This window comes from Streptomyces sp. NPDC058751 (genome assembly GCF_042746485.1).
GTDB lineage: Bacteria > Actinomycetota > Actinomycetes > Streptomycetales > Streptomycetaceae > Streptomyces.
The window spans coordinates 271007-293612 of record NZ_JBHYPZ010000002.1; the positions used below are offsets into that span (position 1 = coordinate 271007).

Here is a 22606-nt window from a genome sequence, read left to right on the forward strand (position 1 = left end):
GCGGGGGTGACGTTATTGGACCGGACCAATGCAGTCAAGGGTCGGGACGGGCCCCGGTTCGGGAGAGGTTGATGTTCGTGGTGCGGGAATGCCGTCGAGGAGAGCGTCTCGTCCGCGGTGTGCGGCGATGCCGCGTGTCGCCGGTCGGCCGGCCGGGTGATGTGGTGATCTGGCACACATGGACCCGGCCGCTCTTGCTCGCGGGCCGGGGTCCGGCATTTACTTGGACGTCCTAGTAGTTATACGCATGGTGATGCTTGGGATGCTTGTGTGCCCGAAGATTCCGGTACGCCGTACCCAGACGCGTAGTTCCGTCAGGAGGACTCATGTCCGTGGCCGCCGCTGTTCCGTCCCCGCTGTACCGGGCCAAGCATCCCGTCCGCTTCGTCACCGCGTCGGCCCTGTTCGACGGTCATGACGCGGCGATCAACATCATGCGGCGCATCCTGCAGTCCCAGGGTGCCGAGGTGATCCACCTGGGGCACAACCGGTCCGTGCAGGAAGTGGTCGACGCGGCGCTGGAGGAGGACGCGCACGGCGTGGCCGTCTCCTCCTACCAGGGAGGCCACATCGAGTACTTCGAGTACCTGGTGAAGCTGCTCGGCGAGGCGGGCGCGGGCCACGTGCGGGTGTTCGGCGGCGGTGGGGGCGTCATCGTCCCGGAGGAGATCGACCGGCTCGCCCGGTCCGGGGTCAAGATCTTCTCTCCCGAGGACGGCCAGCGCCTCGGGCTGGCCGGAATGATCAACTCGATGATCGAGGAGTGCGACCTCTCGCTGTGGCGGCAGGCACCGAGCGAGCCGTCCGCGGTGATGGCCGGCGACCGGCACGCGCTGGCGCGCACGATCAGCGGTCTGGAGACCGGGTACGTTCAGGAGCCGGATCTCGCGGTGCTGCGCGAGGCCGCGCTGGCACGCGACGTGCCGGTGCTGGGCATCACGGGAACCGGCGGCTCGGGCAAGTCCTCGCTGACGGACGAACTGGTCCGCCGGCTGCGCACCGACCAGAAGGACCGGCTCCGGGTGGCGGTGCTGGCGGTGGACCCGAGCCGGCGGCGCGGAGGCGGCGCCCTGCTCGGCGACCGGATCCGGATGAACAGCCTGGACGGCGACCGGGTCTACTTCCGGTCGCTCGCCACCCGGGGCGACCGCGAGGTGCCGCAGGCGCTGACGGACGTCATCGGCGCGTGCAAGGCGGCCGGGTACGACCTGGTGATCGTGGAGACACCGGGCATCGGACAGGGTGACGCGGCGATCGTCCCGTACGTCGACGTGTCGCTGTACGTCATGACGCCCGAGTTCGGCGCGGCCTCCCAGCTCGAGAAGATCGACATGCTGGACTTCGCCGACGTCGTCGCGATCAACAAGTTCGAACGGCGCGGCGCCGCGGACGCCCTGCGCGACGTGGGCCGTCAACTGGTGCGCAACCGCGAGGCGTTCGGCTCCCGCCCCGAGGACATGCCGGTCTTCGGCACCAGCGCGGCCACCTTCAACGACGACGGCGTGACCGCTCTCTACCAGAACCTGCGCGACGTGCTGGCCGGTCGTGGCCTCGCGGTGAGCGAGGGCGCGCTGCCCGAGGTGGGGGTGCGTCACTCCAGCGGCGCGGCGCAGATCGTACCGGCGAGCCGGGTGCGCTACCTGGCCGAGACGGCCGAGACCGTGCGCCGCTACCACACCGAGACGGAGAGCTGGGCCCAGCAGGCGCGGCGCGTTCAGCAACTCGAAGCCGTCTGCGCGCAGCTGGCCGCCGCCGGGCTGCCGGTCGCGGACGTGCAGGGGCTGCTGGAGCAGGCCGAGCACCGCCTGGCGCCGGAGGCGCGGACACTGCTGGAGCAGTGGCCGCTGACCAAGGACGCCTACTCCGGCGACGAGTTGGTGGTCAGCGTGCGCGACCGTGAGCTGCGCACCGCGCTGACACGGGAATCGCTGTCCGGCAACCAGGTCCGCCGCGTGGCGCTGCCGCGCTACTCCGACGCCGGCGACCTGCTCGGCTTCCTGCGCCGGGAGAACCTGCCCGGATACTTCCCCTTCACCGCGGGCGTCTTCCCGTTCAAGCGCGAGGGCGAGGACCCGGCCCGGATGTTCGCGGGCGAGGGCGACCCGCAGCGCACCAACCGCCGCTTCCACTACCTCTCCAAGGACAGCGAGGCGACCCGGCTGTCCACGGCCTTCGACTCGGTGACCCTGTACGGCCGCGACCCGGGGGAGCGGCCCGACGTCTACGGCAAGGTCGGCACCTCCGGGGTCTCGGTGGCCACCCTGGAGGACATGAAGGCGCTCTACGACGGCTTCGACCTGGTCGCCCCGACCACCTCGGTGTCCATGACCATCAACGGTCCGGCCCCGACCATCCTGGCCTTCTTCCTCAACACCGCCATCGACCAGCAGCTGGACGCGTTCCGTACCGAGCAGGGTCGCGAACCGTCCGAGCAGGAGGCGTCCGAGGTCCGGGCACGCACCCTGGCGACCGTGCGCGGCACCGTGCAGGCCGACATCCTCAAGGAGGACCAGGGCCAGAACACCTGCCTGTTCTCCACCGAGTTCAGCCTGCGGATGATGGCCGACATCCAGGAGTGGTTCATCCGGAACCAGGTGCGCAACTTCTATTCCGTGTCCATCTCCGGCTACCACATCGCCGAGGCCGGGGCGAACCCCATCAGCCAGCTGGCCTTCACCCTGGCCAACGGCTTCACCTACGTCGAGGCCTACCTGGCCCGCGGCATGGACATCGACGACTTCGCCCCCAACCTGTCCTTCTTCTTCTCCAACGGCATGGACCCGGAGTACACGGTGCTGGGCCGGGTGGCCCGCCGGATCTGGGCGGTCGCGATGCGCGAGCGCTACGGGGCGAACGAGCGCAGCCAGAAGCTCAAGTACCACGTCCAGACCTCGGGCCGCTCCCTGCACGCCCAGGAGATGGACTTCAACGACATCCGCACCACGCTCCAGGCGCTGACCGCGATCTACGACAACTGCAACAGCCTGCACACCAACGCCTACGACGAGGCGGTGACCACTCCGACCGAGGACTCGGTCCGCCGGGCCCTGGCCATCCAGCTCATCATCAACCGTGAGTGGGGCCTCGCCATGAACGAGAACCCCCTGCAGGGATCGTTCGTCATCGACGAACTCACCGACCTGGTCGAGGAGGCGGTCCTCGCCGAGTTCGAGCGGATCAGCGAACGGGGCGGCGTGCTCGGCGCGATGGAGACCGGCTACCAGCGCGGACGCATCCAGGACGAGTCCATGCTCTACGAGCAGCGCAAGCACGACGGCACCCTGCCCCTCATCGGCGTCAACACCTTCCGCAACCCGCGCGCCACGGACGAGGGCGCCACGACACTCGAACTCGCGCGGGCCACGGAGGCGGAGAAGCAGTCCCAGCTGGAGCGCGTCATCGACTTCCAGGGCCGGCACCACGACCCCGCGCGGGCCGCCCTCGCCGCTCTCAAGGAGGCGGCCACCGGCGGGCACAACGTGTTCGAGGTCCTCATGGACGCCGCCCGGGTGTGCTCCCTCCAGCAGATCACCGAGGCGTTCTTCGAGGTCGGCGGCCAGTACCGGCGCAACGTCTGACCGGAGAAGAGGCGGGTCGCCCGGCTTCGGTGAGCGGGCTGAGCCGCGCGTCGGGGCGCGGGCGCACCCGAGGCGGACGTGCCCGACGGCCGTCATCCGGTCAGGACGGCACCTGGAAACCGAGGACCGCCGGTCACATCCGGCGGTCCTCGGCCGGGCCCCGCCGAGTTCAGCGGACGGCGGTCTCCTCGGTGATCCGGGTGATCAGCCCGTCGAGCACCTGCTCCGCCTGCTCCGGGTCGAAGTCCTCTCCCAGCCGCTTGCGCACCCCGTCGTCACTGAGCAGGTGGTGCACGGTCGGCGTCACACCGTGCCGGGCGAGGCAGTTGCGGGCGCACTGCAGCACGCATCCGTCGACGGCGACGACCGGGCGGTCACTCCGGGCCTTGCGCACCAGGCTCGGCACATCGCCTCCGACACCGGCGATGCACGACATCTCGGCGATGCCGCGCCGGTCGAGCTGGACGGCGATCCAGTTGGTCATCTGGGCCGCGCTCGAACAACCCGAGCACGAGTAGACGAGGGGCAGATCACGGCGGTTTTTCACCAAGGGGTCCTCGTTCGCAACAGGAGGGGTCAAGCCGTGCGCGGCACGGCGGGCGGGGCACGGTGCGGAGTGCGCGGTGCGCACCTTGCGAGCCTAGGGCCGGGCCGCGGGCCGGGGGATGGGTCCAACGGGGTACCGGCCAGGGCCGTTCGGGCCCGCTCCGGCACCGGACGTTCCGTCCTTCCCGTGCCGCACCCCGGCCGGGCGGGGGCCGGGGTGCGGTGCCGGTCAGCGCACGCGGAAGACGCCGTGCGCTCCGCGCTCCGCGTCGGTCATGACGTGCGTGACGAAGGCGTAGCTACCCGCTTCGGGGAAGGACAGCTCGACGAAACCGCCCGATGCGGGAGCGAGGTCGAGGACCTGTGCGCCACCGCGCTCGGAGCCTCCCGGCCGCAGATCGTAGGCGCCCTCACGGAAGACGGTGTCGAACTGGCCGCCCACGACGTGGAAGGCGCTGCCCACGTTCGGCCCCGCCGCCAGGACCCAGATCCGTACGCGTTCACCCGTCCTCGCCGTCAGCGGGTCGTGGTCGTACTGGTTGGCGTACCCGTTGAAGGCGACCATGTCGGGCTCCTTGGCCTTCACCTTGCCGGCGTCCGCCGTCCCGTTCTGCTCGCCCAGGTAGGACTCCGACTGGACCAGTACGTACTCACGGTCCACCTCCGGCAGGCCGGGCGGGTCGATGATCACCGCGCCGAACATGCCGTTGGCGATGTGCAGGGACATCGGCATGGTCGAGCAGTGGTACATCCACACCCCGCTGCGGGTGGCCTTGAACCGGTACGTCAGTGACTTGCCGGGCTGGATGGTGCGCATCGGCCGGTCCGGCGCCAGCGCACCGGCGTGGAAGTCGACCGAGTGGCCTATCGTGCCGTCGTTGACGAGGGTGATCTCGAAGGTGTCGCCGACGCGGCCGCGCAGTACGGGTCCGGGAGCCGTCCCGTCGAAGGTCCACAGCGTCTGCCGAACACCGGGGGCGACCTCCGCCTCCGCCTCCTTGACGGTGAGGGTCCGCTTGTGCAGCGTGGAGCCGGGTCCGTCCGTCGCGGGCGGCAGTTCGGCGTCGCGGGCGGTGAAGCCCTCAGCCGGCTCGGCCATCGGATCGAACGCTTCCGCGGCGGACCCGCCCGTGCCCCCGGACGTTCCCCCGCCGTGGTCGTGCGTGCCTCCACCGTGGTCGTGCGTGGTTCCGCCGACTTCCTCGGACCCGGTGCCGTCCACCGTGTCCGGCCCCCGGGTGCCCGTGACGCGCACCGCGAAGACCATGCCCATCTGCCGGTGCCCGACCACCGAGCACCAGCCCGAGAGGTCCCGGCCGACGACTCCGGCGTCCAGCGTGCCCCGCTTCCCAGGGGTGAGCCGGTCGGTGCGGGCGCCGGTCTCCAGCACCAGGTCGTGCGTGTCGGTGCCGGTGTTGCGCAGCCGGACCACCAGGCGGTTCCCCGCGGGCACGTCGACGGCGGAGGGCGAGAACCGCATGCCGCGGATCGTCACGTCGACCGTGGTGGTGAGGCCGGTCGGCTTCACCACGCCGCCGTCCGCGCCCGTGGCGGCGGACCGCTCCACGACGGGCAGCGAACGCGCGTCCACCGCGCCGCCCCCCGCGACGGCCAGCACCACGACCGCGAGCCCGAAGGCCACGCCGCCGAGCACCCGGTGCGGGGCCGCCGGCACCTCGGCGGGCGCCGGGGCCGGAGCGGACCCAGGGTCCGCGTCCCCCCGCGCCGCCCTGCGGCGGTTCCGCAGGCCGCGAACGACCGTGAGCACGAGCAGGACGAGGAAGTGGAGCAGCACCACCAGCAGCAGCAACGAGCACGCCACCCGGACCATGGACGGCACCGGGAGCACGCAGAGCAGCAGCGCGGCGTTGGTGACGGCCAGCCGGGCCGGCCAGGCCCGTTCGAGTCCCGCGGCGGCGGCGCGTACGGCCGCCGGGCCGCCGCCCAGGACCACGGGCACGAGGAAGCTGAGCGCGCCGAGCAGCACCTGGGCGATCCAGCCGGCGGCGAGCGGCGCGGTCAGCAGCGACGTGCGCTCCGTCACCGTCGTCCAGGACGTCGTGGAGAGAAGGATGCCGCCCAGGGCCGTCAGGGATCCGGCGAGCCAGAGGCAGCCCGCGGCCACCGACCAGGCGGCGAAGGAGTTCGGCGTCTTCGCGCGGGCCTCGCGCAGCCAGGGCCTGCCCGCGACCACGAGTCCGGCGGCGTAGCCGGCCACGCCGACGGCGGCCAGGGGCGGCGGGGCGAGCAGTGCGGCGGCGACGGCCGCGGCGAGGCCGACGAGCAGGACGGGAAGAGCGGTGCGCCCCGCCCGTTCCGCGCCCTCCGCCACCCGGGTGCGCAGCATCGTCGGCCACAGGGTGATGAGTGTTCCGGCCACGGTGAGGCCGACCCAGCCGAGCAGGTTGATCATCTCGTGTGCGATCAGCAGCCGGTCGGAGAGATCACCGGCGAGACCGCCGCGGGCCATGACGACACCGAGCGCGGCACCCGCGGGCAGCAGGGCGGAGGCGGCCGTGTAGTAGCGCACGGTCATGGAGAACCGGCCGGGCAGGGCCCGGCGCAGGAGCCGGACCAGCCACACGGCGTGGGCGGTGACCGCGGCCGCGACCAGGCATCCGCCGGCGAGGACCGCGTGCCACCGCCCGGTGAGCATGCCGCCCATCACGGCGACGGCTCCGGCGTTGAGGCAGACCAGCCGCAGGGCCGCGGGGGCGCCCCGGTTCGCCTCCGGCAGCCGCAGCACGGACGCGGCGAAGTGCCCCGACCAGATGACGACGGCGTTGGTGACCGCCCCGAGCAGCAGTACGTGGACGAGCAGCCAGGAGGAGTGCGGCAGGAAGTGGTGGGCGGTCGCGACCGCGGCGAACAGCGCGAGCCAGGCGACCACGACCGCGTTCACGCCGAGGTGCCAGAGGGCGCGCGGTGATCGTCCTGGCGGCTTCGGGGCGGGGCCGCTCGCCGTGGGGGGAGACAGGTGCGTCGTCACCGGGGGTTCCTAGGGTTGTCGGGGGTCGTCGCCGCACCGGTACCGGCGGGCCTGGGCCGGGCGGTCGTCCGTGTCGCCGCGGACGCGCGTCGGGTGGCGGTCACCGACGAGGTCGCCGCCGTCAGGACGAACAGCAGGACGGCGGCGATGTTGAGGACCGCGCCGAGCCGCCACGCCCCTTCGACCTCGCGGAGGTCGCCGATCACCACGCGCAGGGCCAGGGAGAGGTGCAGCAGCCAGGCCGCCACCGCGAGCGCCGGGTGGTACGGCAGGGGGCGGCGCAGTACGGCGGGCAGGATCACCGGGGCGTGCGCCATGATCATCGACATGACGAAGCCCAGGAAGACGGCGTGCACCCCCGCGTCGTAGCGGGTGCCGTCGGTGACCGGCCCGGTCAGCAGCCACAGGGCGCCGGCGAGGCCCAGCCACGCGTATCCGGCGAGCAGGCACGCCGCGGTGAAGCGGGGCAGTCCGGTGGAGCGCAGCAGACGGCGGGCGACGTCGTGCACGACGAGCCAGGCGACCAGTGACAGCAGGGCGGCGCCGAGCAGCAGGGCACCTGTCGCGGGCCACATGAGGGTGGTGACGACGCCGGCGGTGACGGCGCCGACACAGCCCAGGAAGGTCTGTTCCGCCGAGGGGGCCAGGGCGCCCACCCGGGCGAGTTCCAGCCGTTCTCCGGCGATGGTCAGGACGAGGAACGCGACCAGCCAGGGCAGCACCCGCGGGATGTCGAGGCCGCCCAGCCACAGCAGTGCCGCGCCGAGTGCGGACACGGCGCCCGCGGCCTGCGCGATCAGGGCGGCACTCGGCTGCCGGTGCCAGAAGCGCACGTACAGGGCGACCAGGGCGGCGGATCCGGCGACGAGCAGCAGCCGCGGCAGGACCAGGTCGACCGGAGTGAGCAGGAGCAGGCCCCCGGCGCCGAGGCAGGCGGGGGCGAGGTACGGCAGGCGGCCGCCCAGGGCGACCGCGCGTTCCAGCGCCACCAGAGTGCCGGCGAAGCCGAGCACCAGCAGCATCCCGTGGACCTTCGGCAGCCGGTCACCGGTGACCGGGGCGGGGAGGCCGAGCAGGACGAGGGCGGCGTCGAGACCGGCGAGCAGACAGAGACCGGCGGCCAGCAGCAGGGGCGCCCGGCGGATGCCCGCGCGCCGGGCGGCGCGGGCGGGGGCGGCGGGGGTCACCGGTCCTCCCCGGGCGTGGTGGGCCGGTGCGGGTGCGCTACGGCGTCCGGGTCCGCCGGCCCGGTTCCCGTGTCCGGCCCGGTCCCCGTGTCCAGGTGGAGGCGGCAGGCGTCGGGTTCGGCGAACGGAAGCAGTTCGACGTCCTGGGGTGTCTCGCCGAGGGCGCCGAGGGCGGCCCGGGCCAGTCCTTCGTGGACGCCGCAGATCACGCCGGGGTGCTCGCGGGCCGTCTCGACGAAGGGGCAGCGCCGCAGCCGGACCCGGCGCGTCCGGGCGTCCGCCTCCGGTGCGAACCCGATCTCCCCGAGGAGGTGCAGCAGCCGTTTCCGCGCCTCCTCGGGATCGGCCGTCGGCTCCTGCCCGGCGGTCAGGACGCGTCCCCAGTCCTCGCCCGCGGCGAGGGCGTCCGCACGCGGATCGGTGCTGGAGCGGGCGATCTGGGCGGCGAGCACTGCGGCGAGTCCGGCGTACTCCCGTGCGGGGGACGCCTGCGGCGGGCGTGCCCGGTAGCGCCAGGCGGGACGGCCGCGCCCCGCGGGTGCGGACCGTTCGCGTACGGCGAGATCGTCGTCCACCAGGGCGTCCAGGTGTTCGCGGACGGTGTTGGTGTGCAGCGCGCACACGTGCGCGAGCGTCGTGGCGGTCACGGGAGCGGCCTGGCCGCGCAGATGCTGCAGGACGTCGCGGCGCTGCCGGGACAGCGGCAGGCGGTTCGATCCGCTGCCGGGGAGGGGGCCATTATTTTCCACGGACATGTCCGTACTATATTGCAGACACCGGCCCCGGACCGACCCGGACGGGGCCGTCGGCTGGAAGGACGACCCCTCATGAGCACCCTGACCATCGCATCGGACCCCCAGGACGCGGCGGCCGCCGAAGCCGTCGAGGCACATCACACGCAGTTGGCGGGTGAGCTGGCCGGGCGGGTCGCCATGCTGATCGCTGCCGCGGACCGCGACCCGGCCGCGGCGGACGGGATCCGCCGCGGACTGGTCGACTTCTGCGACCGCGACCTCGTTCCGCACGCGGCCGCCGAGGAGGAGACCCTCTACCCCGTCGCCCGCGGCCTGCCCGCGGTCGGCCTCCTCATGGACGGCATGCTCGCCGAGCACCGCAGGCTGGTCGCGCTCGTCGACGCGCTGCGCGACGCCGGCTCCGCCGTACAGGCGGCGGCCGACGGCCGGGCGCTCCAAGTGCTGTTCGAGGAGCACCTGGAGAAGGAGAACACCCTCGTCCTGCCGCTGCTCACCGGTGCCCCGGACATCTCCCTCTCCGGACTCCTGGAGGGAATGCACGAGATCCTCGGTCATGAGCACGGGGACGGGGCGGCGGCCGAATCCGGCGGCGGGTGCGGCGGAAGCTGCGGCTGCGGCGGATCGGACGACACCGAGGTGCCCGAGCTCGACGTGCGGGACGTCCCGCACTCGCTGCGCCACGCCACGGTCTTCGGCGCGATCGCCGCCGTGCCCTCCGGGCGGGCCATGGTCCTCGTGGCACCGCACGACCCCCTGCCGCTGCTGGCCCAGATCGAGGACCGGCACCCCGGCGCGTTCGCGGTGGAGTACCTGCAGCGCGGCCCCGAGGCGTGGCGCCTGCTCCTCACCCACCGCTGACCGGGGCGGAGCCGCGGCGGCGGTCCCGCGACGCCCCGCACGGCGGATCGCCGCCAGCCGCTCAGGCTCCGCGTCGGCCGCGACCCCGGTCGCCAGGACGCGTTCGGTCACGGCATGCCCGAGCAGGTGTACGGAGACCTGGACGCCGCAGTCGAGACGTTCGGCCACATCCGTCCGGCCCGCGGCGTCGGGGCGCACCGGCGATGTGCGGGCGCGCGTGCCGGGGCCTCACGCGGCGTGGACGTGCCGGCCGTCTCCGACGACGGAGCGGACCTCGGCGATCAGGCGCGTGATCAGGGACTGGGGGGCGCGGTCGGTCCACACCACCGCGAGGTCGAAGGGCTCGGCGTCCGTGACCTGGATCCAGCGCACGTTGCCGGCGGGCATCAGCGTGTCCAGCGGTTGCGGGGCGAACCAGACGCCCCGGCCGCGGCCGACCTCCAGCAGACAGTCCTCCACCTGGGGCACGACCGGACCACGTGGTGCGGGGCCGCCGTCAGGGCGGGGGTCCATGAGCCAGAACCGTTCGGCTTCCGGCGAGGTGAGGACATCGGGACGCAGGACCGGGGCATCGGCGAGGTCGGCGAGCGTCAGACCGGAACGGCCGGCCAGGGGATGGCGGGCGGACAGCGCCACCGCCCGGGGATCGGTGCGGACCACGGCGGTGTGCAGCCCGACGTCCCTGACCGGCAGCCACATGAAGGCCGCGTCCGCGTGCCCGTCGGTGAGCAGTTCCAGCTCCTGTCTGGGGTTGCGCGCGCCGTTCAACGTCACCCGCAGACCGGGGACCGTCTTCTCCATGGTGTCGGCCACGTCGATGGCGAACAGGGTGGTGGCGGCGGGACAGCAGGCCAGTCGGAGCGTGCCGGTCTGGGCATCGGCCACGGCGCGCACCCGTGCCGCCAGGCGGTCGACGTCGTCGACGACGTTCGCGCCCCCGGCGGCGAGCTCCTCCCCGGCGGCGGTGAGCAGCACACCGCGGGAGGTGCGCACCAGCAGGCCGACGTCCAGGGAGCGTTCCAGCTGCCGCACATGCGTCGACACCGCTTGCTGGGTCAGGTGAAGCACCGCCCCGGCCCGGGTGATGGACCGCTTCTGCGCCACGACGAGGAACGAACGCAGATGCCGAAGATCGATGTCGCGCATGCCCAACAGCCTAGTGGCCACAGCGATTTGCGGTGATGGCACAAGAATTCGTTGTTTCCGCCGACGGCGCTGCCGCGTCCAGAATCGTCGCGTCGGCCTGCGAGGGAGCGGAGCGGGTGTCCTGACCACCTGCCCGTCGAAGCCGGGCCCGACTTCGAATCCTGTGACAGGAGAGAACCAGTGGGTACGACCGACCATCCCGCCCCGGCGGACATGCTTCGCCTCGTGGAGCGCCAGGCCGTGATCGATGTGTGCACGCGCATGGCGTGGCACGCCGACCGGCGCGACTGGGAGGCGCTGAAGGACGTGTTCGCCGACGAGGTGCGGCTGGACTACACGAGCCTGAACGGCGGCGAACCGGCCTTACTGGCCCCGAGGGAGATCGCGGACGCCTGGTCCCGTGTGCTGGGAGGGTTCGACGCGACCCAGCATCTGATCGCCAACCACCTGGTGACGCTGGCGGAGGACACGGCGGTGTGCACTGCGGCGTTCCAGGCCACCCACCGGCTGGCGGACCCGTTCGGGGCACCGTTGTGGACGCTGGGTGGTACCTACCGATTCGATCTGGTCCGTTCCGGTGAGGGGTGGAGGATCAGCGGAGTCGTGATGACCGCTGTCTGGGGCGACGGCAACAGGGAGTCGACGGCGTCGGCGGCGAGGGCGGCCGGATGAGACGACGGCACGGCATCGCCCGGCCGGCTCCGCGGTTCATGGCATCGGCGCGCGGAGAACCGTCCGGAGTGCCCCGAAGACCTTGTGACTGTCCCGGCGCGGCAGCGATCGACACCAGCCGCTCCGATTCCGGCCGTGGCGCCGTCCGCGGCCGGACCGTCCCCGGCCATGTCAACTGATCGGAAGGAACGTTCGTGACGACCCGGCAGAAGATCACTTTCCTCAGCGGCGGGACCGCCCTGACCGGCAACCTGTTCCTGCCCGGCTGCGGTACCCCGGCTCCGGGGGTCGTGGTGGCGGGCACCTGGACGAGTGTCAAGGAGTTGATGGCCGACCGGTACGCCGAACGACTGGCCGACCGCGGATACGCCGCCCTGTCCTTCGACTTCAGCGGTTTCGGTGAATCCGGAGGTGAACCGCGTGACGTGGAGGATCCGGCGCGCAAGATCCGCGACATCCACCACGCCGTGACGTTCCTGGCCGGCCACCCGTCGGTCGACGGCGGCCGGCTGGGCACCCTCGGAATCTGCGCGGCCGCGATGTACATGGCCGCCAACGCCGCACACGACGAGCGCGTCGGTTCCTTGGCGCTGGTCGCGCCCTGGCTCCACGACGCGGCGATCTGCGAGGCAGCCTACGGAGGTGCGGACGCGGTCGCCGAGAAGATCGAGGCCGCCCGGAAGGCGCGTGCCCGGTTCGTGCGGACCGGCGAGGTCGACTACGTCCCGGTGGTCAGCCCCACCGACGAACACGCGGCCATGCCCTACGACATCGACTTCTACCTCAACCCCGACCGCGGAGCCGTCCCCGCCTGGCCCAACCGGTTCGCCGTGATGGCCTGGGAGGACTGGCTCACCTACGACTCCATCGCCCTGGCGCCGCGGATCACCCAGCCCACCCGGCTCGTCCACAGCGAGGACGCCGCCATCCCCGACGGCGCCCGCCGCTTCCACGCGGAGCTGGCCGGACCGAAGGACATCCTCTGGGCGCAGGGCAGCCAGTTCGACTTCTACGACCAGGAGCCCCAGGTCACGCTCGCCGCGGACGCGGTGGCCGCGCACTTCGCCAAGACCCTGTGAATTCCCCGCCGCAGGCCCACCCGGCGTGCCGGCGCCGACGCCGTCCGGATCCCGGCCGCGCGTCGAGGCGTGCCGCCGGGCGCCGTCCCGCTCCATCCGCCACAGGGCCCTCGCCCACGGCGGGTGTCCCACCACCGACCGCACCCCCGACGACACGAAGGCCTCAGATGAAGAACCGCCGACTGCGACGCCTGCTGGGCGTGGCCTCCGCCGCCCTCTGCGCGAGCACCTCGATGGTGGGCTGTTCGAACAATGAGACCTCCGGAACACCGCATGCCGAAGCGCCGGGGCCGGGACGGTTCGCCTCACCCCATCCAGGCTCCGTCAACACCTACTGGATCGAGGCGCCCGAGGGCCTGGTCCTCGTCGACACCCTGCGCACGCCGGAGGACGCCGACAGGGCGGTAGCGGCGATCAGGAAGACCGGCGAACCCGTCGTCGCCATCCTGCTGACCCACTCCCATCCCGACCACGTGGGCGGAGCGCGTTCCTTCCACGAGGCTTTCCCCCGTGCCTCCCTGTACGCGTCCGAGGCGACCGACGAGGCCATGCGGGAGGACAAGCGGAACTTCTATCCTCTGGCGCGTTCGGCGAACCCCCGCTTCCCGGCCCGGCTCACCTACGCCGACCGCACCTTCGAGGACGGCGCCGCACTGCGGGTCGGCGGCCTCCGCTTCGAGACCGCCGGATTCACGGCGGGCGAGTCCGACACCGCGACCGTCTACTACCGCCCCGACACCGGCGACCTCTTCTCCGGCGACCTGGCGGGCAGGAAGGTCATGCCCGCCCTGATCGAAGGGAACAGCTGCGGCTGGCTGCGGATCCTCGACCGACTGGGCCGGCGCTTCCCGAAGGCCAGGACGATGTATCCGGGGCACGGAGCCCCGGGCCCGGCCCGGACACTCATCGACGACCAGCGCGGCTACCTCCAGCGGTTCCGCGACATGGTCCGGCCCGCCACCGCCCGGAGATCACCCGAGGGCCGGTCGGTCACTCCCGGCGAACAGAAGCGGATCACAGCCGAGTTGGAGCGCGCCTACCCCGGCCGTCCGCCCGTCGCGGACCTCCCGACCCTCGTGCAGGAGAACATCAAGGCAGTGGCCCGCGAACTGCGCACCGGGGCCGCCACGAAGGGTTCCGCGGCCTGCGCGGACCAGGCCGGCGAGGGCACGCCGGACAACTGACAGCAGGGCGGCAGGCGACCGGGACGCGGTGGCGCCACCTTTCCGCCGCACGTCAGGCGCCCATCGCGTTCAGAGCCAGAGCGGACCGCTTCAAGCACCGACCGGGGCAGCTGCTCCCCGGTCGGTGGAAGAAGTACAACACCCAGATCGCGTTGGTGGTGCAGACGATGCGGCGGATCTCGGTGTCGAACCGCAGGAACGGGGTGAACTCTTCCCGCGGGAGACCGTCTCCACCATGGACAGAGCCGGAGAAGGGCCGGGTCCGCAACACGGACCCGGCCCCAGGCCGGTCACTTGTGGGCATCAAGGACGATGCCCGCCGGTCACCACAGAGAGATGTACGGCGACATCGCCGGATACCACGCCAACGCGAGACACGGCAGCAGGCACAGCCGGGCCGCCGTCAGCGACCAGCCGAGCCGTCGCGGCCACAGCTGCTCACGCGAGACCAGGGCCAAGGTCAGCAGGAGCGAGACCGCGAGTCCGATGCCGGACCACTCCATGTACGGGACGTCCGCGAGGAAGACGTAGGGGTCATCTCGCCAGGTCCACAGGGTCCGGGCCACGAGAAGGGTCGGGACCGCCTCCGCGGCGACGCCCCACACCCAGGGGCCGCGCCGCATCAGTACCACTCCGGCTTGGGCTGGTAGATCCAGATCTTCATCTTCGGCTCGGCGCTCTTCCGTGCGGCCAGGCTGCGGTACTTGTAGTTCCTGTTGTGCTGGGTCACGTAGATCTTCCCGTTGCTGATCTTGCTGATGATCGAGGCATGGTCGACTTTCCCGTCGTCTTCCAGTCGTAGAAGACGATGTCATCGGTGAACGCGTTGCTCGTGTTCCGCTCGGAGGACAACATGTGCCGCTCCATGAAGGTCTTGAGGTACGCCGCGTTGATCCACGTCCAGGCCTCATCGTGGACCCAGTTGCTCACGGCCCAGGTAGCCGCTCCCGCACGCAGGCAGGTACCGGCTTGAAGGGCGTCGAAGGAGACCGCGGTGGTGGCTGCGGTGAGCGTGGAGAGCAGCACCGGCTTCGCGCCGACGGAGAAGGTGTAGCGCATCTCGGTCTCGCCGGCCTGGTCGGTCGGATCTGCTCCAGGCGTACTCACGTCGGTCACGATGGTGTCCTCGGTGCGCACCGTCACACGTATGGTGACCGTCTTGCCGTCGGCAGACGGAATGGCCAGACAGTGGTGCGGGAGCTCTGAACTCGCGTGGCCCGAGCGGATCGCGGCGCCGTCCGTCTCCGCGCTGTCCGGAAAAACCGACTGCGTATCCGGAGCAGGGCCCGGCCGCGCACGGCCGGGTGGAGGACCGGTCGTGGACGGCGGCGAGGGCGGCCATTCTGATCGGCAGGAAGTCCCCGTCTCCCACAGCGCCTCCGGGACGACGAGGCCGACGCGTCGGCTCGGCTTCAGCCCGCAGGTCCCCGCACGACGGGCCGCCGAGCAGGCCGTCACCACGGGGAAGGAGGCGACCTGGGGCGAGGTGAAAGAACCCGGGCGGACCGCGGGGGGCCACATCTGCTTCGAGGACGAGGCGGACTTCATCCGTCGGCCGCCCAAGGGGCGTGGCTGGGGCCGATTTCGCTTGGCGGACCCGTTGGACAGGGCTTTCGGGTGCCCGAGGGGCCATGTCAGTGACTTGGCCTTCCGGCCGAAGGGGCCGGAGCCGACAGCCGTCGATGTCGTCGGTCAGGCTCTGGAGTACCGGCCCTTCGCACTGTGTCCCCTGTCGTCGTGGACGGTCTTCGGCGGGCTCACCCCTCCTGCGACGTCTGGGGTGGTACTCCGTCGAGCAGTACGTCCCGCAGCGCGCCCAGCAGTTCCAGGCCCCGTGCACGGACCGCCGACGGTGTCTCCTCGTGGCGCCGGTCGGCGATGACCGCGAGAGCCGCCGCGGCCTGGCGGGCGAAGAGCGCGAGGAGGTCGAGTTCGGAGAGGCTGGAGCGGGACTGCTCGGCGGGGTCGAGCACCTCGAGCACGCCGAGGACCCGGTCGCGGTGGGCGAGCGGCGCGGCCATGAGCGCGTCCGGCACGTACCCGGTCGACTTCGCGACGTCCTCGGCGAACATGCTCTGCTCCCGGAGGTCGTCCGCGATCATGGGTTCACCGGAGACGAGGACCCAGCCCGCCAGGCCCCGGCCGGCCGGGAACCGGGAGCCCACGAGGGACTCCTCCCCCTCCCCGGCCACGGCCTGGAAGACCAGCTCGTCGGTGGCCCGGTCGTGCAGCAGGACGGAACTGGCCGCGGCGCCGAAGATGGCCCGCGCGGTGTCGACGACGGACTGCAGCAGATCGTGCTCCGCGCTGCCGACGCGCGTCGCGGGGCCCACACCTGTGGCGGGCACGAGGCCGGGGGACTGGGTCATCATTCACCTCGGGTTCCTGGTTCGCCGATGCGCACGTTCGCGGCGGAGAGGTAGAGCGCGTGTTTGATCTGGAACGGTGTCAGCTTCGGGCGGGTGCCGAGCAGGCGTGCGCACATCCCGCTGATGAAGGGGGTGGCGAAACTGTTGCCCGTGGTACGGATGGTCTTGCCGCCGGTCCAGGCCACCTGCACGTTCTGGCCGGGGGCGAAGAACTCGACGGGCGGCGCGGGGTTGTAGAGGAAGAGCCCGGTGTCGTCCTCGCGGTGCGTACCGACCGAGATGACGGACGAGAACCGCCAGGGAAAGCTCTCCACCGGTGTGTTGTGGGCGGACGCCACGAGCGTGGTGCCGGTGAAGAACGCCTGGTCGGCCAGGGCCCGCAGGGTTTCGAGGAACTTCGGCCGGGTCGTGGACAGACTGAGGTTGACCACGTCGAAGCCCTGGTCGACGGCCCAGCGCAACCCGGTGAGCAGGGCCTCGCCCGTGCCGGTGAAGCCCTCGCCCAGCACCCGCACGCTGTACAGCTCGCAGTCCGGGGCGACCCGCCGGACGATGCCGGCGCAGGCCGTTCCGTGCCCGCAGCCGTCGCCGGCGCCGTCGGGCAGCCGGCCGCTGTCGACGACGTGGAGGCCTCCGTCGGAGGCGGACGCCACCTCGTAGGAGCCCTGGACGGCACCGACGGAAGGGTGCCCGCACTCCACCCCGGTGTCGACCACGCACACCCGCACCCCTCCGCCGTCCGACCACGCCGAGGGATCGGCGGGCAGGTCGGGCACCGTGTCGGCGAGCATCGCGAGGTCCTCGGGGGAGCGGTCACGCAGGCTCCAGGTGAGCCCTCCCGCCGTTCCTGCGGTCATCGGGTCCTGCCTTCCCGTGCGGCCGGGCGTTCCGCGCCGCGGGCCGTGGCCGTCGTCTCGTCGGCGAACGCGGACGCGCGGTCCGTGCCCGGCCGGTGTCCCTTGGCGGAGAAGTGCTCCCGCGCCGTGCGCGCCTCCCGCGCCGCGTCCGCGGCCCGACCGAGCGCGCGCAGCGTGTGGGCGAGGTCGAGGGCGGCGGTGCCCCGGACGAGCGGGGAGTCCGTCTCGCCCGCCACGGCGACGGCCCGGTCCGCGCAGGCGCGCGCGAGGTCCGGCTCCCCGGAGAGCGCCAGGGCACGGGCCCGCAGTCCGTACGCGTCGGCGGACTCGGCCGGAGGCAGGCCGGACGGTCCGGGGTCCGGCAGGGCCAGCGCCTCCGCCGGCTCCCCGCGGTCCAGCAGGATCCGCGCCCGCTCCCGGGCGATGCCGGGCAGCGCACCCGTGGCGCCCAGTTCGCGTCCCGCGCGTGCCGCCTCGTCGAGGAGGGGCAGGCTCCGGGCGGGCGTCCCGGTCAGCGTCTCGACCTCCGCGGCGAACAGCGGGACGAACAGCGCGCTCTCGGCGTAACCGAGGCCGCGGGCCAGGCGCGCCGCCTCGGCCAGCCGCTCGCGCGCCTCCGCGGGACGGCCCTGCAGGGCCAGGAGCACGGCGAGCGGGCAGCCCAGGGTGGCGCGGACGGTCGGCCGGCCGGCACCGTGCGCCGCCAGCAGTTCCTCGCAGCGCGCCACGGCACGCGCGACGGGGGTGGGGCCGCGCCACAGGGAGATGCCGACCGCGCCGAGCGCCAGGGCGCGTTCGGGTTCGGCGTCGGCGCGGTCGGCGTGGTCGAGGGCCCTGTGGAGCAGTTCCTCGGCCTCGGCGTGCAGTCCGCGCCGTTGACGGTCCTGGGCGATACGGACGCAGGCACGGGCGATGCCCTGGTCGTCGCCCGCTCGGGTGAACAGCGGGAGTGCGGCCTCGGCCACCTCGGCGGCGGACCCGTGCCGGGGGTCGAGCGCGGTGAGCGCGAGCCGGGCATGGGCGGCGGCCGCCGGATCGTCGGCCCGGTCCGCCGCGGCGAGCGCCTCCGCCAGCAGTTCCCGGCCGCGTTCCGCCTCGCCCCGGGCGACCTTCGTCTCGCCGAGCCTTCGGGCGGCCTCGCCGGCGACGGGCTCGCCGGGGGCGGCCAGGTCCAGGGCCTGGGTGAGCAGGTCGTCGGCCCACGGCAGGTCGGAGCGGGCCAGGGCGGCCGCCCCGGCCCGGGTGAGCAGACCGGCGGCGCGGGCCCGCAGCGCGTCGGTGTCGCCGTCGTTGACGCCCAGTTCGCTGAGCAGCCGGTGGGCGCGGGCCAGGTGGGAGCCGACGGCGGCGTCCCCCGCCTCGTGGCGGACGAGGACACGGGCGGCGTGCTCGTGACGCCGGGCACGCACCTTCTTGGCCATGCCCCGGTACGCGGTCTCCTGCACCAGAGCGCTGCCGAAGCGGAGTGCGGAGCCGGCGGACCGGGCGCGGCCGCCGGACTCGATGAGCCGCCGTCGCAGGAGGCCGCGCAGCAGACCGCCGGGGGACTTCTCCGGGGCCGCGGGCTCCTCGGCGCCGGCCAGTTCGGTCAGGTCGGCGCGCTGGAACTCCCTTCCCAGGACGGCGGCCACCTGCAGCAGGGTCCGTTCCTCGGGCGGCAGCGCGTCGATGCGGGCGCCGAGCAGGGCGTGCACGGTCAGCGGCAGGTCGTCGCACTCGGCGGCCATGGCCGTCAGGTGTTCCAGGTACAGCGGATTGCCCTCGGCGCGGTCGAGCGCGCCCTCCAGCACGCCCTGCCGGTGGGCCGCCACCTCGACGAGCTCGCCGGCGAGGGCGGCCGCCTCCTCGCGGGTGAGCGGCGCGAGCAGCAGCGAAGCGGCGCGCATCCGCCCGCTGCCCCAGCCGGGACGGGTCTCCAGCAGCTCCGGACGCGCCACGCACACCAGGGCCACGGGGGAGCGGTCCAGTTCGTCCAGGAGCCGGTCCGCCAGGTCGAGCAGCGGTCCGGACGCCCAGTGGCAGTCGTCGAGGACCAGTACCACGGGCTGTTCACGGGACAGCGCGTCGAGGAGACAGGCCAGCGCCATGAGGGTGTCGTCCGCGGAGGGGCTGGGAGTTCCGTCCGCGAGGAGACCGGTCCGCAGCAGGCGCAGCGCCTGCTCCGCCTCCGTCCGCTCGGGTCCCGGCAGCGCGGCGAGCGCCGCGTCCTCGCCGACGGCCGTGAAGACCTGGCGCACGGCTTCGGCGAGCGGTGACAGGGAGCCGGACTCGCCGTAGGGCCTGCACCGGCCCTCGCCGTACGCCGGGCGGTCCCGCAGCCACTCGCGCAGCAGGCGCGTCTTGCCGAGGCCCGCCTCGCCGTAGACGGTCACCAGGTGCGAACACCGGTCCGTCTCCAGTTTGCTCGACAGCAGGCGGAGTTCGGCCAGTTCCCGCTCGCGCCCGATGAAGGGGGTGTCGAAGCGGCGCACCCGCTCGGGGTCGTCCTCGTGCAGGGCGACCAGACGGTGGGCCGGGAAGGGGGCACCGACTCCCTTGAGCGACAGCGGTCCTGCGGACTCGGTGACCGCCGTGGGGCCGGCGGCGCGCAGCGTGGCGGGGCCGATGAGGACGTCCCCGGCGCCCGCGTGCTGTTCGAGCCGGGCGGCGATGTTGACGACCTCGCCGGAGGCCAGGGCCTGCCGGGCAGCGGGATCGACGTTCACGACCACCTCACCGGTGTTCACACCGATGCGGACGGCGAGCCGCACGCCGTGCTCCCGCTCCAGCTCGACGTTGAGCCCGTCGAGGCCGGTGACCATGCCGCGCGCGGCGGCGAGCGCGCGGTGGGCGTCGTCCTCGTGGCGCACGGGGACGCCGAACACCGCCATCACGGCGTCGCCGATGAACTTCTCCACCGTGCCGCCGTGCTCCTCGATCCGCGCCCGCATCAGCGCGAAATACCGGAGGGTGACCGTGCGCAGGGTTTCCGGGTCGAGCCGCCCGGACAGGGCCGTCGAGCCGACCAGGTCGCAGAAGAGGACGGTCACCACCCGCCGCTCCTCGGCCGCGGCGGTGTCGCCCGCGGCCACGCACGCGGTTCCGCAGCGGGGGCAGAACGCCGCGCCGTCCGGCGGGGGTTCGGGACACCGCGGGCACTTCACGCGCGCGCCGCCGGTCATCGCGCTGGTCATCAGAACAGCGCTCCGCCGGCGATCTCGCTGTGCGCCTGCACCTCCGGCTCGGCCGCGTCCAGCCGCTCCTTGAGGCCCAGCAGCAGGGTCAGTTCCTGCGTGCTGAGGTCCTGGAGCACCTCCCGCTGCTCGGGGGAGAGGCTGTGCAGCGGGAACCCGGCGTCCTCCAGCGCGCGGAGGCGGTCGCGATCGGGTGCGGGGTCATTCATGGGGGCTCTCCCATTCGGTCGGTACCGCGGTGATGCGGTCGAACAGCTCGGCGAGGGAGGCGACCGTGTGCAGCGCGCTGACGGCGACCAGGGAACGCTGCGCGGTGTCCAGCGGCAGCCGCTCCATCAGCCGGTCCAGGTCGGAGCTGTGCCCGTCGTCGAGGTCCGCGTGGAGGCGTACGGTCTCGAAGGCGGCCAGCGGCAGCCCGGTCTCGCGTGCCAGCCGGCCGGCCAGTCCCGGCGCGGGGGCGTTGCCCTCCAGCACCGCGATGTAGCCGAGCAGGGCCACCGGGTGGCAGTGCTCGAGCCAGTAGTACTGCGCCCCGACCAGGGCGGCCACATGGGGCGGCGGCACGGGGCCGGTCAGCTCGTCCGGTGCCGTCCCGGCCGCGGCCGCGTCGGCGAGCAGCCAGTCGTCGTGCCCCCGTTCCTCCTCGGCGTGCGCCCGCAGGTACCCCGCGAGGGGCCGTGCCACCGGGTCCCGAGGCAGCGCCCCGCAGCGGGCGGCGGCCCGTTCCATCAGCGGAACGGAGGCACGGATCACCTGGTGCATCGCGCGCAGGTAGCGGCGGTAGCGGTCGGGGAGCCCCGGGTCGGAGTGCCACATGCGGGCGGCGGCGGTCCGCAGCACGGGTTGCACGAGGGACAGTTCGAGCCGCAGGCTCGCGACGGCGGACGGGCTCACGCCGGAGCCTCCTCTTCGCCGGGACCGCCGAGCAGTACGAGCGGCGCGTACCGCTCGCTTCCGTACCGCCGCAGCAGACGGGCGGCCCCGGCCTCGTGCTGGAGCCGGGCGCCGAGCGCGTCCATCGCGCCGGCCGCGGGGCGTGAACCGGACCGTTCGGCCGCCTCCAGGGCCGCGGGCCGTCGGGCCAGGCCCCGGCAGTCCGCGCACGACCCGACTCCGGCGGTACGGATGGTGCGCAGCACGGGTGACTCCTGGCAGCGGCGCCGGATCGTGGCCCAGTCGTCCCGCGCGACGTCTCCCAGGCGCAGGTGCTCCGGTACGGGACGGGCGTCCACCACGCGCTGGTTGCAGCAGGCCGTGACCGTGCCGTCGAAGGCCACCGTCGGCCAGGCCGCCATCGCGCAGGGGGCCGGGGATGCCTCGGGGAGAGCCTTGTCCGCGGTGCCCCGGATCGGGACCGTCCGCGAGGACGCCCAGCCCGCCGCCCGCCCCACCGGCCGGACGTGATTGACCAGGACGGCGGCCTGGTCGTGGAATTCCGTACGAATGGAGCTGGTGACGTCCGTGAGATAGGCGTCGTCGGCCGTGGTGCCCGTCACGTGGAAACTCACGTCGATTCCGCTTTCCCTGATGCGGTGCATCGCGCGAAAGACCGCGGCGCGCGGTACTTCACGTTCGTGGAAGACGTCGATGCTCGCCGAGAAGTGGGCGACGTTCCGCAGGGCGCGCAGGATACGGACGGGCACGCGGCCGCCCGCGGCGAAGAACATACCGCTCAGGACCGACGTACGCGTTCCGGCCGCCGCGGCGAGCGCCGCGAGGTCGGCCACGAGCGCGGGCCGCAGGAGGGGCTCGCCCCCCGTGAGCATCAGCACGTCCGGACGGTCCTCGGGGGTGAAGCCGCCGACGAAGCGGCGCAGCGCCTCGGCCGGGGTGTCCTCGCCGCGCGGTCCCGACGAGGTGGAGCAGTGGGCGCAGCTCAGCGGGCAGCGCCTGGTGAGGGTCGCGAGGAGCCCGGCCGCCGGCACCGGACGTAGCGCGATGATCTCCGCCAGCCGCATCTCGCCACCTCCGTAGGCCACCGGGACGTGCGGCCCCAGCGTGCGGGGCACCGGTTCGGTCGCGGTTGGCGGGCGGTTGGAGGCCGGTACGCGGCGCGCGGCCTTCGGGCCGGAGGGGCACGGGCCGGAACACGACAGGAGGATTCACGCCGTTTCGTGCGCTTGACCACTCTTTTGTCCCGGCGGGTGCGTTGCTGCATGCACCTTGAGCCACCCTCGAGTCCATGGCCCCGGAACCGGCTCGTGCGCATCCTG

The 22606-nt window shown here is 73.0% G+C and carries 18 protein-coding genes; 5 read left to right on the forward strand and 13 right to left on the reverse strand.

The genetic code is table 11. The features are described 5' to 3' along the window. Positions 1 to 326 precede the first annotated feature (326 nt). A complete protein-coding gene (gene icmF / locus ACFW6B_RS03320) occupies positions 327 to 3578 on the forward strand; it encodes a fused isobutyryl-CoA mutase/GTPase IcmF (protein ID WP_386591618.1) in 3252 nt (1083 codons plus the stop codon). A 169-nt stretch (positions 3579 to 3747) separates the two neighbouring features. Here the strand turns inward: icmF and ACFW6B_RS03325 are convergent, their stop codons facing one another. The 4 genes from ACFW6B_RS03325 to ACFW6B_RS03340 form a co-directional block, all read right to left on the reverse strand. Next, entirely contained in the window at positions 3748 to 4125 is a 378-nt protein-coding gene (locus ACFW6B_RS03325) for a putative zinc-binding protein (RefSeq protein WP_386591619.1), read from the reverse strand. Positions 4126 to 4353: 228 nt separating this feature from the next. Further along, entirely contained in the window at positions 4354 to 7113 is a 2760-nt protein-coding gene (locus ACFW6B_RS03330; RefSeq protein ID WP_386591620.1) for a multicopper oxidase domain-containing protein, read from the reverse strand. After that, positions 7110 to 8300: a hypothetical protein gene (locus tag ACFW6B_RS03335; protein WP_386591621.1), complete on the reverse strand. Its 1191-nt coding sequence runs from the start codon at positions 8298 to 8300 to the stop codon at positions 7110 to 7112. The genes ACFW6B_RS03330 and ACFW6B_RS03335 overlap by 4 nt, the downstream gene beginning before the upstream one ends. After that, positions 8297 to 9055: a helix-turn-helix transcriptional regulator gene (locus ACFW6B_RS03340; RefSeq protein WP_386591622.1), complete on the reverse strand. Its 759-nt coding sequence runs from the start codon at positions 9053 to 9055 to the stop codon at positions 8297 to 8299. The genes ACFW6B_RS03335 and ACFW6B_RS03340 overlap by 4 nt, the downstream gene beginning before the upstream one ends. A gap of 72 nt (positions 9056 to 9127) precedes the next feature. Between ACFW6B_RS03340 and ACFW6B_RS03345 the strand changes: the two genes are divergently transcribed. Next, complete coding sequence (locus ACFW6B_RS03345; protein ID WP_386591623.1) at positions 9128 to 9913, forward strand: DUF2249 domain-containing protein; 786 nt, start codon at positions 9128 to 9130, stop codon at positions 9911 to 9913. A 228-nt stretch (positions 9914 to 10141) separates the two neighbouring features. On the opposite strand, the gene ACFW6B_RS03350 is transcribed toward ACFW6B_RS03345, so the two are convergent. After that, entirely contained in the window at positions 10142 to 11059 is a 918-nt protein-coding gene (locus tag ACFW6B_RS03350; protein ID WP_386591624.1) for a LysR family transcriptional regulator, read from the reverse strand. Positions 11060 to 11239: 180 nt separating this feature from the next. Here ACFW6B_RS03350 and ACFW6B_RS03355 point away from each other — a divergent pair, with 180 nt between their 5' ends. From ACFW6B_RS03355 to ACFW6B_RS03365, 3 genes are all read left to right on the forward strand, one after another. After that, positions 11240 to 11731 (forward strand): nuclear transport factor 2 family protein, encoded by a 492-nt coding sequence (locus ACFW6B_RS03355; RefSeq protein WP_386591625.1) that lies wholly within the window; start codon positions 11240 to 11242, stop codon positions 11729 to 11731. 194 nt (positions 11732 to 11925) lie between these two features. Next, the gene (locus tag ACFW6B_RS03360; protein WP_386591626.1) at positions 11926 to 12810 is read left to right on the forward strand and encodes an alpha/beta hydrolase; all 885 of its coding nucleotides are present in this window, start codon (positions 11926 to 11928) and stop codon (positions 12808 to 12810) included. Between the two features lie 167 nt (positions 12811 to 12977). After that, positions 12978 to 13994: an MBL fold metallo-hydrolase gene (locus ACFW6B_RS03365; RefSeq protein WP_386591627.1), complete on the forward strand. Its 1017-nt coding sequence runs from the start codon at positions 12978 to 12980 to the stop codon at positions 13992 to 13994. A 323-nt stretch (positions 13995 to 14317) separates the two neighbouring features. On the opposite strand, the gene ACFW6B_RS03370 is transcribed toward ACFW6B_RS03365, so the two are convergent. From ACFW6B_RS03370 to ACFW6B_RS03405, 8 genes are all read right to left on the reverse strand, one after another. After that, positions 14318 to 14617 carry a hypothetical protein gene (locus ACFW6B_RS03370; RefSeq protein ID WP_386591628.1) on the reverse strand — a complete coding sequence of 100 codons (300 nt, stop codon included), beginning with the start codon at positions 14615 to 14617 and terminating at the stop codon, positions 14318 to 14320. 103 nt (positions 14618 to 14720) lie between these two features. Then, complete coding sequence (locus ACFW6B_RS03375; RefSeq protein WP_386591629.1) at positions 14721 to 15110, reverse strand: hypothetical protein; 390 nt, start codon at positions 15108 to 15110, stop codon at positions 14721 to 14723. A 641-nt stretch (positions 15111 to 15751) separates the two neighbouring features. Beyond that, entirely contained in the window at positions 15752 to 16363 is a 612-nt protein-coding gene (locus tag ACFW6B_RS03380; protein WP_386591719.1) for a GAF domain-containing protein, read from the reverse strand. Beyond that, positions 16363 to 17220 (reverse strand): S8 family serine peptidase, encoded by an 858-nt coding sequence (locus tag ACFW6B_RS03385; RefSeq protein ID WP_386591630.1) that lies wholly within the window; start codon positions 17218 to 17220, stop codon positions 16363 to 16365. Before ACFW6B_RS03385 ends, ACFW6B_RS03380 begins: the two co-directional genes overlap by 1 nt. After that, a complete protein-coding gene (locus ACFW6B_RS03390; protein ID WP_386591631.1) occupies positions 17217 to 20393 on the reverse strand; it encodes an AAA family ATPase in 3177 nt (1058 codons plus the stop codon). The genes ACFW6B_RS03385 and ACFW6B_RS03390 overlap by 4 nt, the downstream gene beginning before the upstream one ends. Next, complete coding sequence (locus ACFW6B_RS03395; protein WP_386591632.1) at positions 20393 to 20602, reverse strand: aroma-sacti cluster domain-containing protein; 210 nt, start codon at positions 20600 to 20602, stop codon at positions 20393 to 20395. Before ACFW6B_RS03395 ends, ACFW6B_RS03390 begins: the two co-directional genes overlap by 1 nt. Next, positions 20595 to 21287 (reverse strand): iron-containing redox enzyme family protein, encoded by a 693-nt coding sequence (locus ACFW6B_RS03400; RefSeq protein WP_386591633.1) that lies wholly within the window; start codon positions 21285 to 21287, stop codon positions 20595 to 20597. The genes ACFW6B_RS03395 and ACFW6B_RS03400 overlap by 8 nt, the downstream gene beginning before the upstream one ends. After that, positions 21284 to 22351, reverse strand: a complete 1068-nt coding sequence (locus ACFW6B_RS03405) for a radical SAM protein (RefSeq protein WP_386591634.1) — start codon at positions 22349 to 22351, stop codon at positions 21284 to 21286. Before ACFW6B_RS03405 ends, ACFW6B_RS03400 begins: the two co-directional genes overlap by 4 nt. Positions 22352 to 22606: the final 255 nt, after the last annotated feature.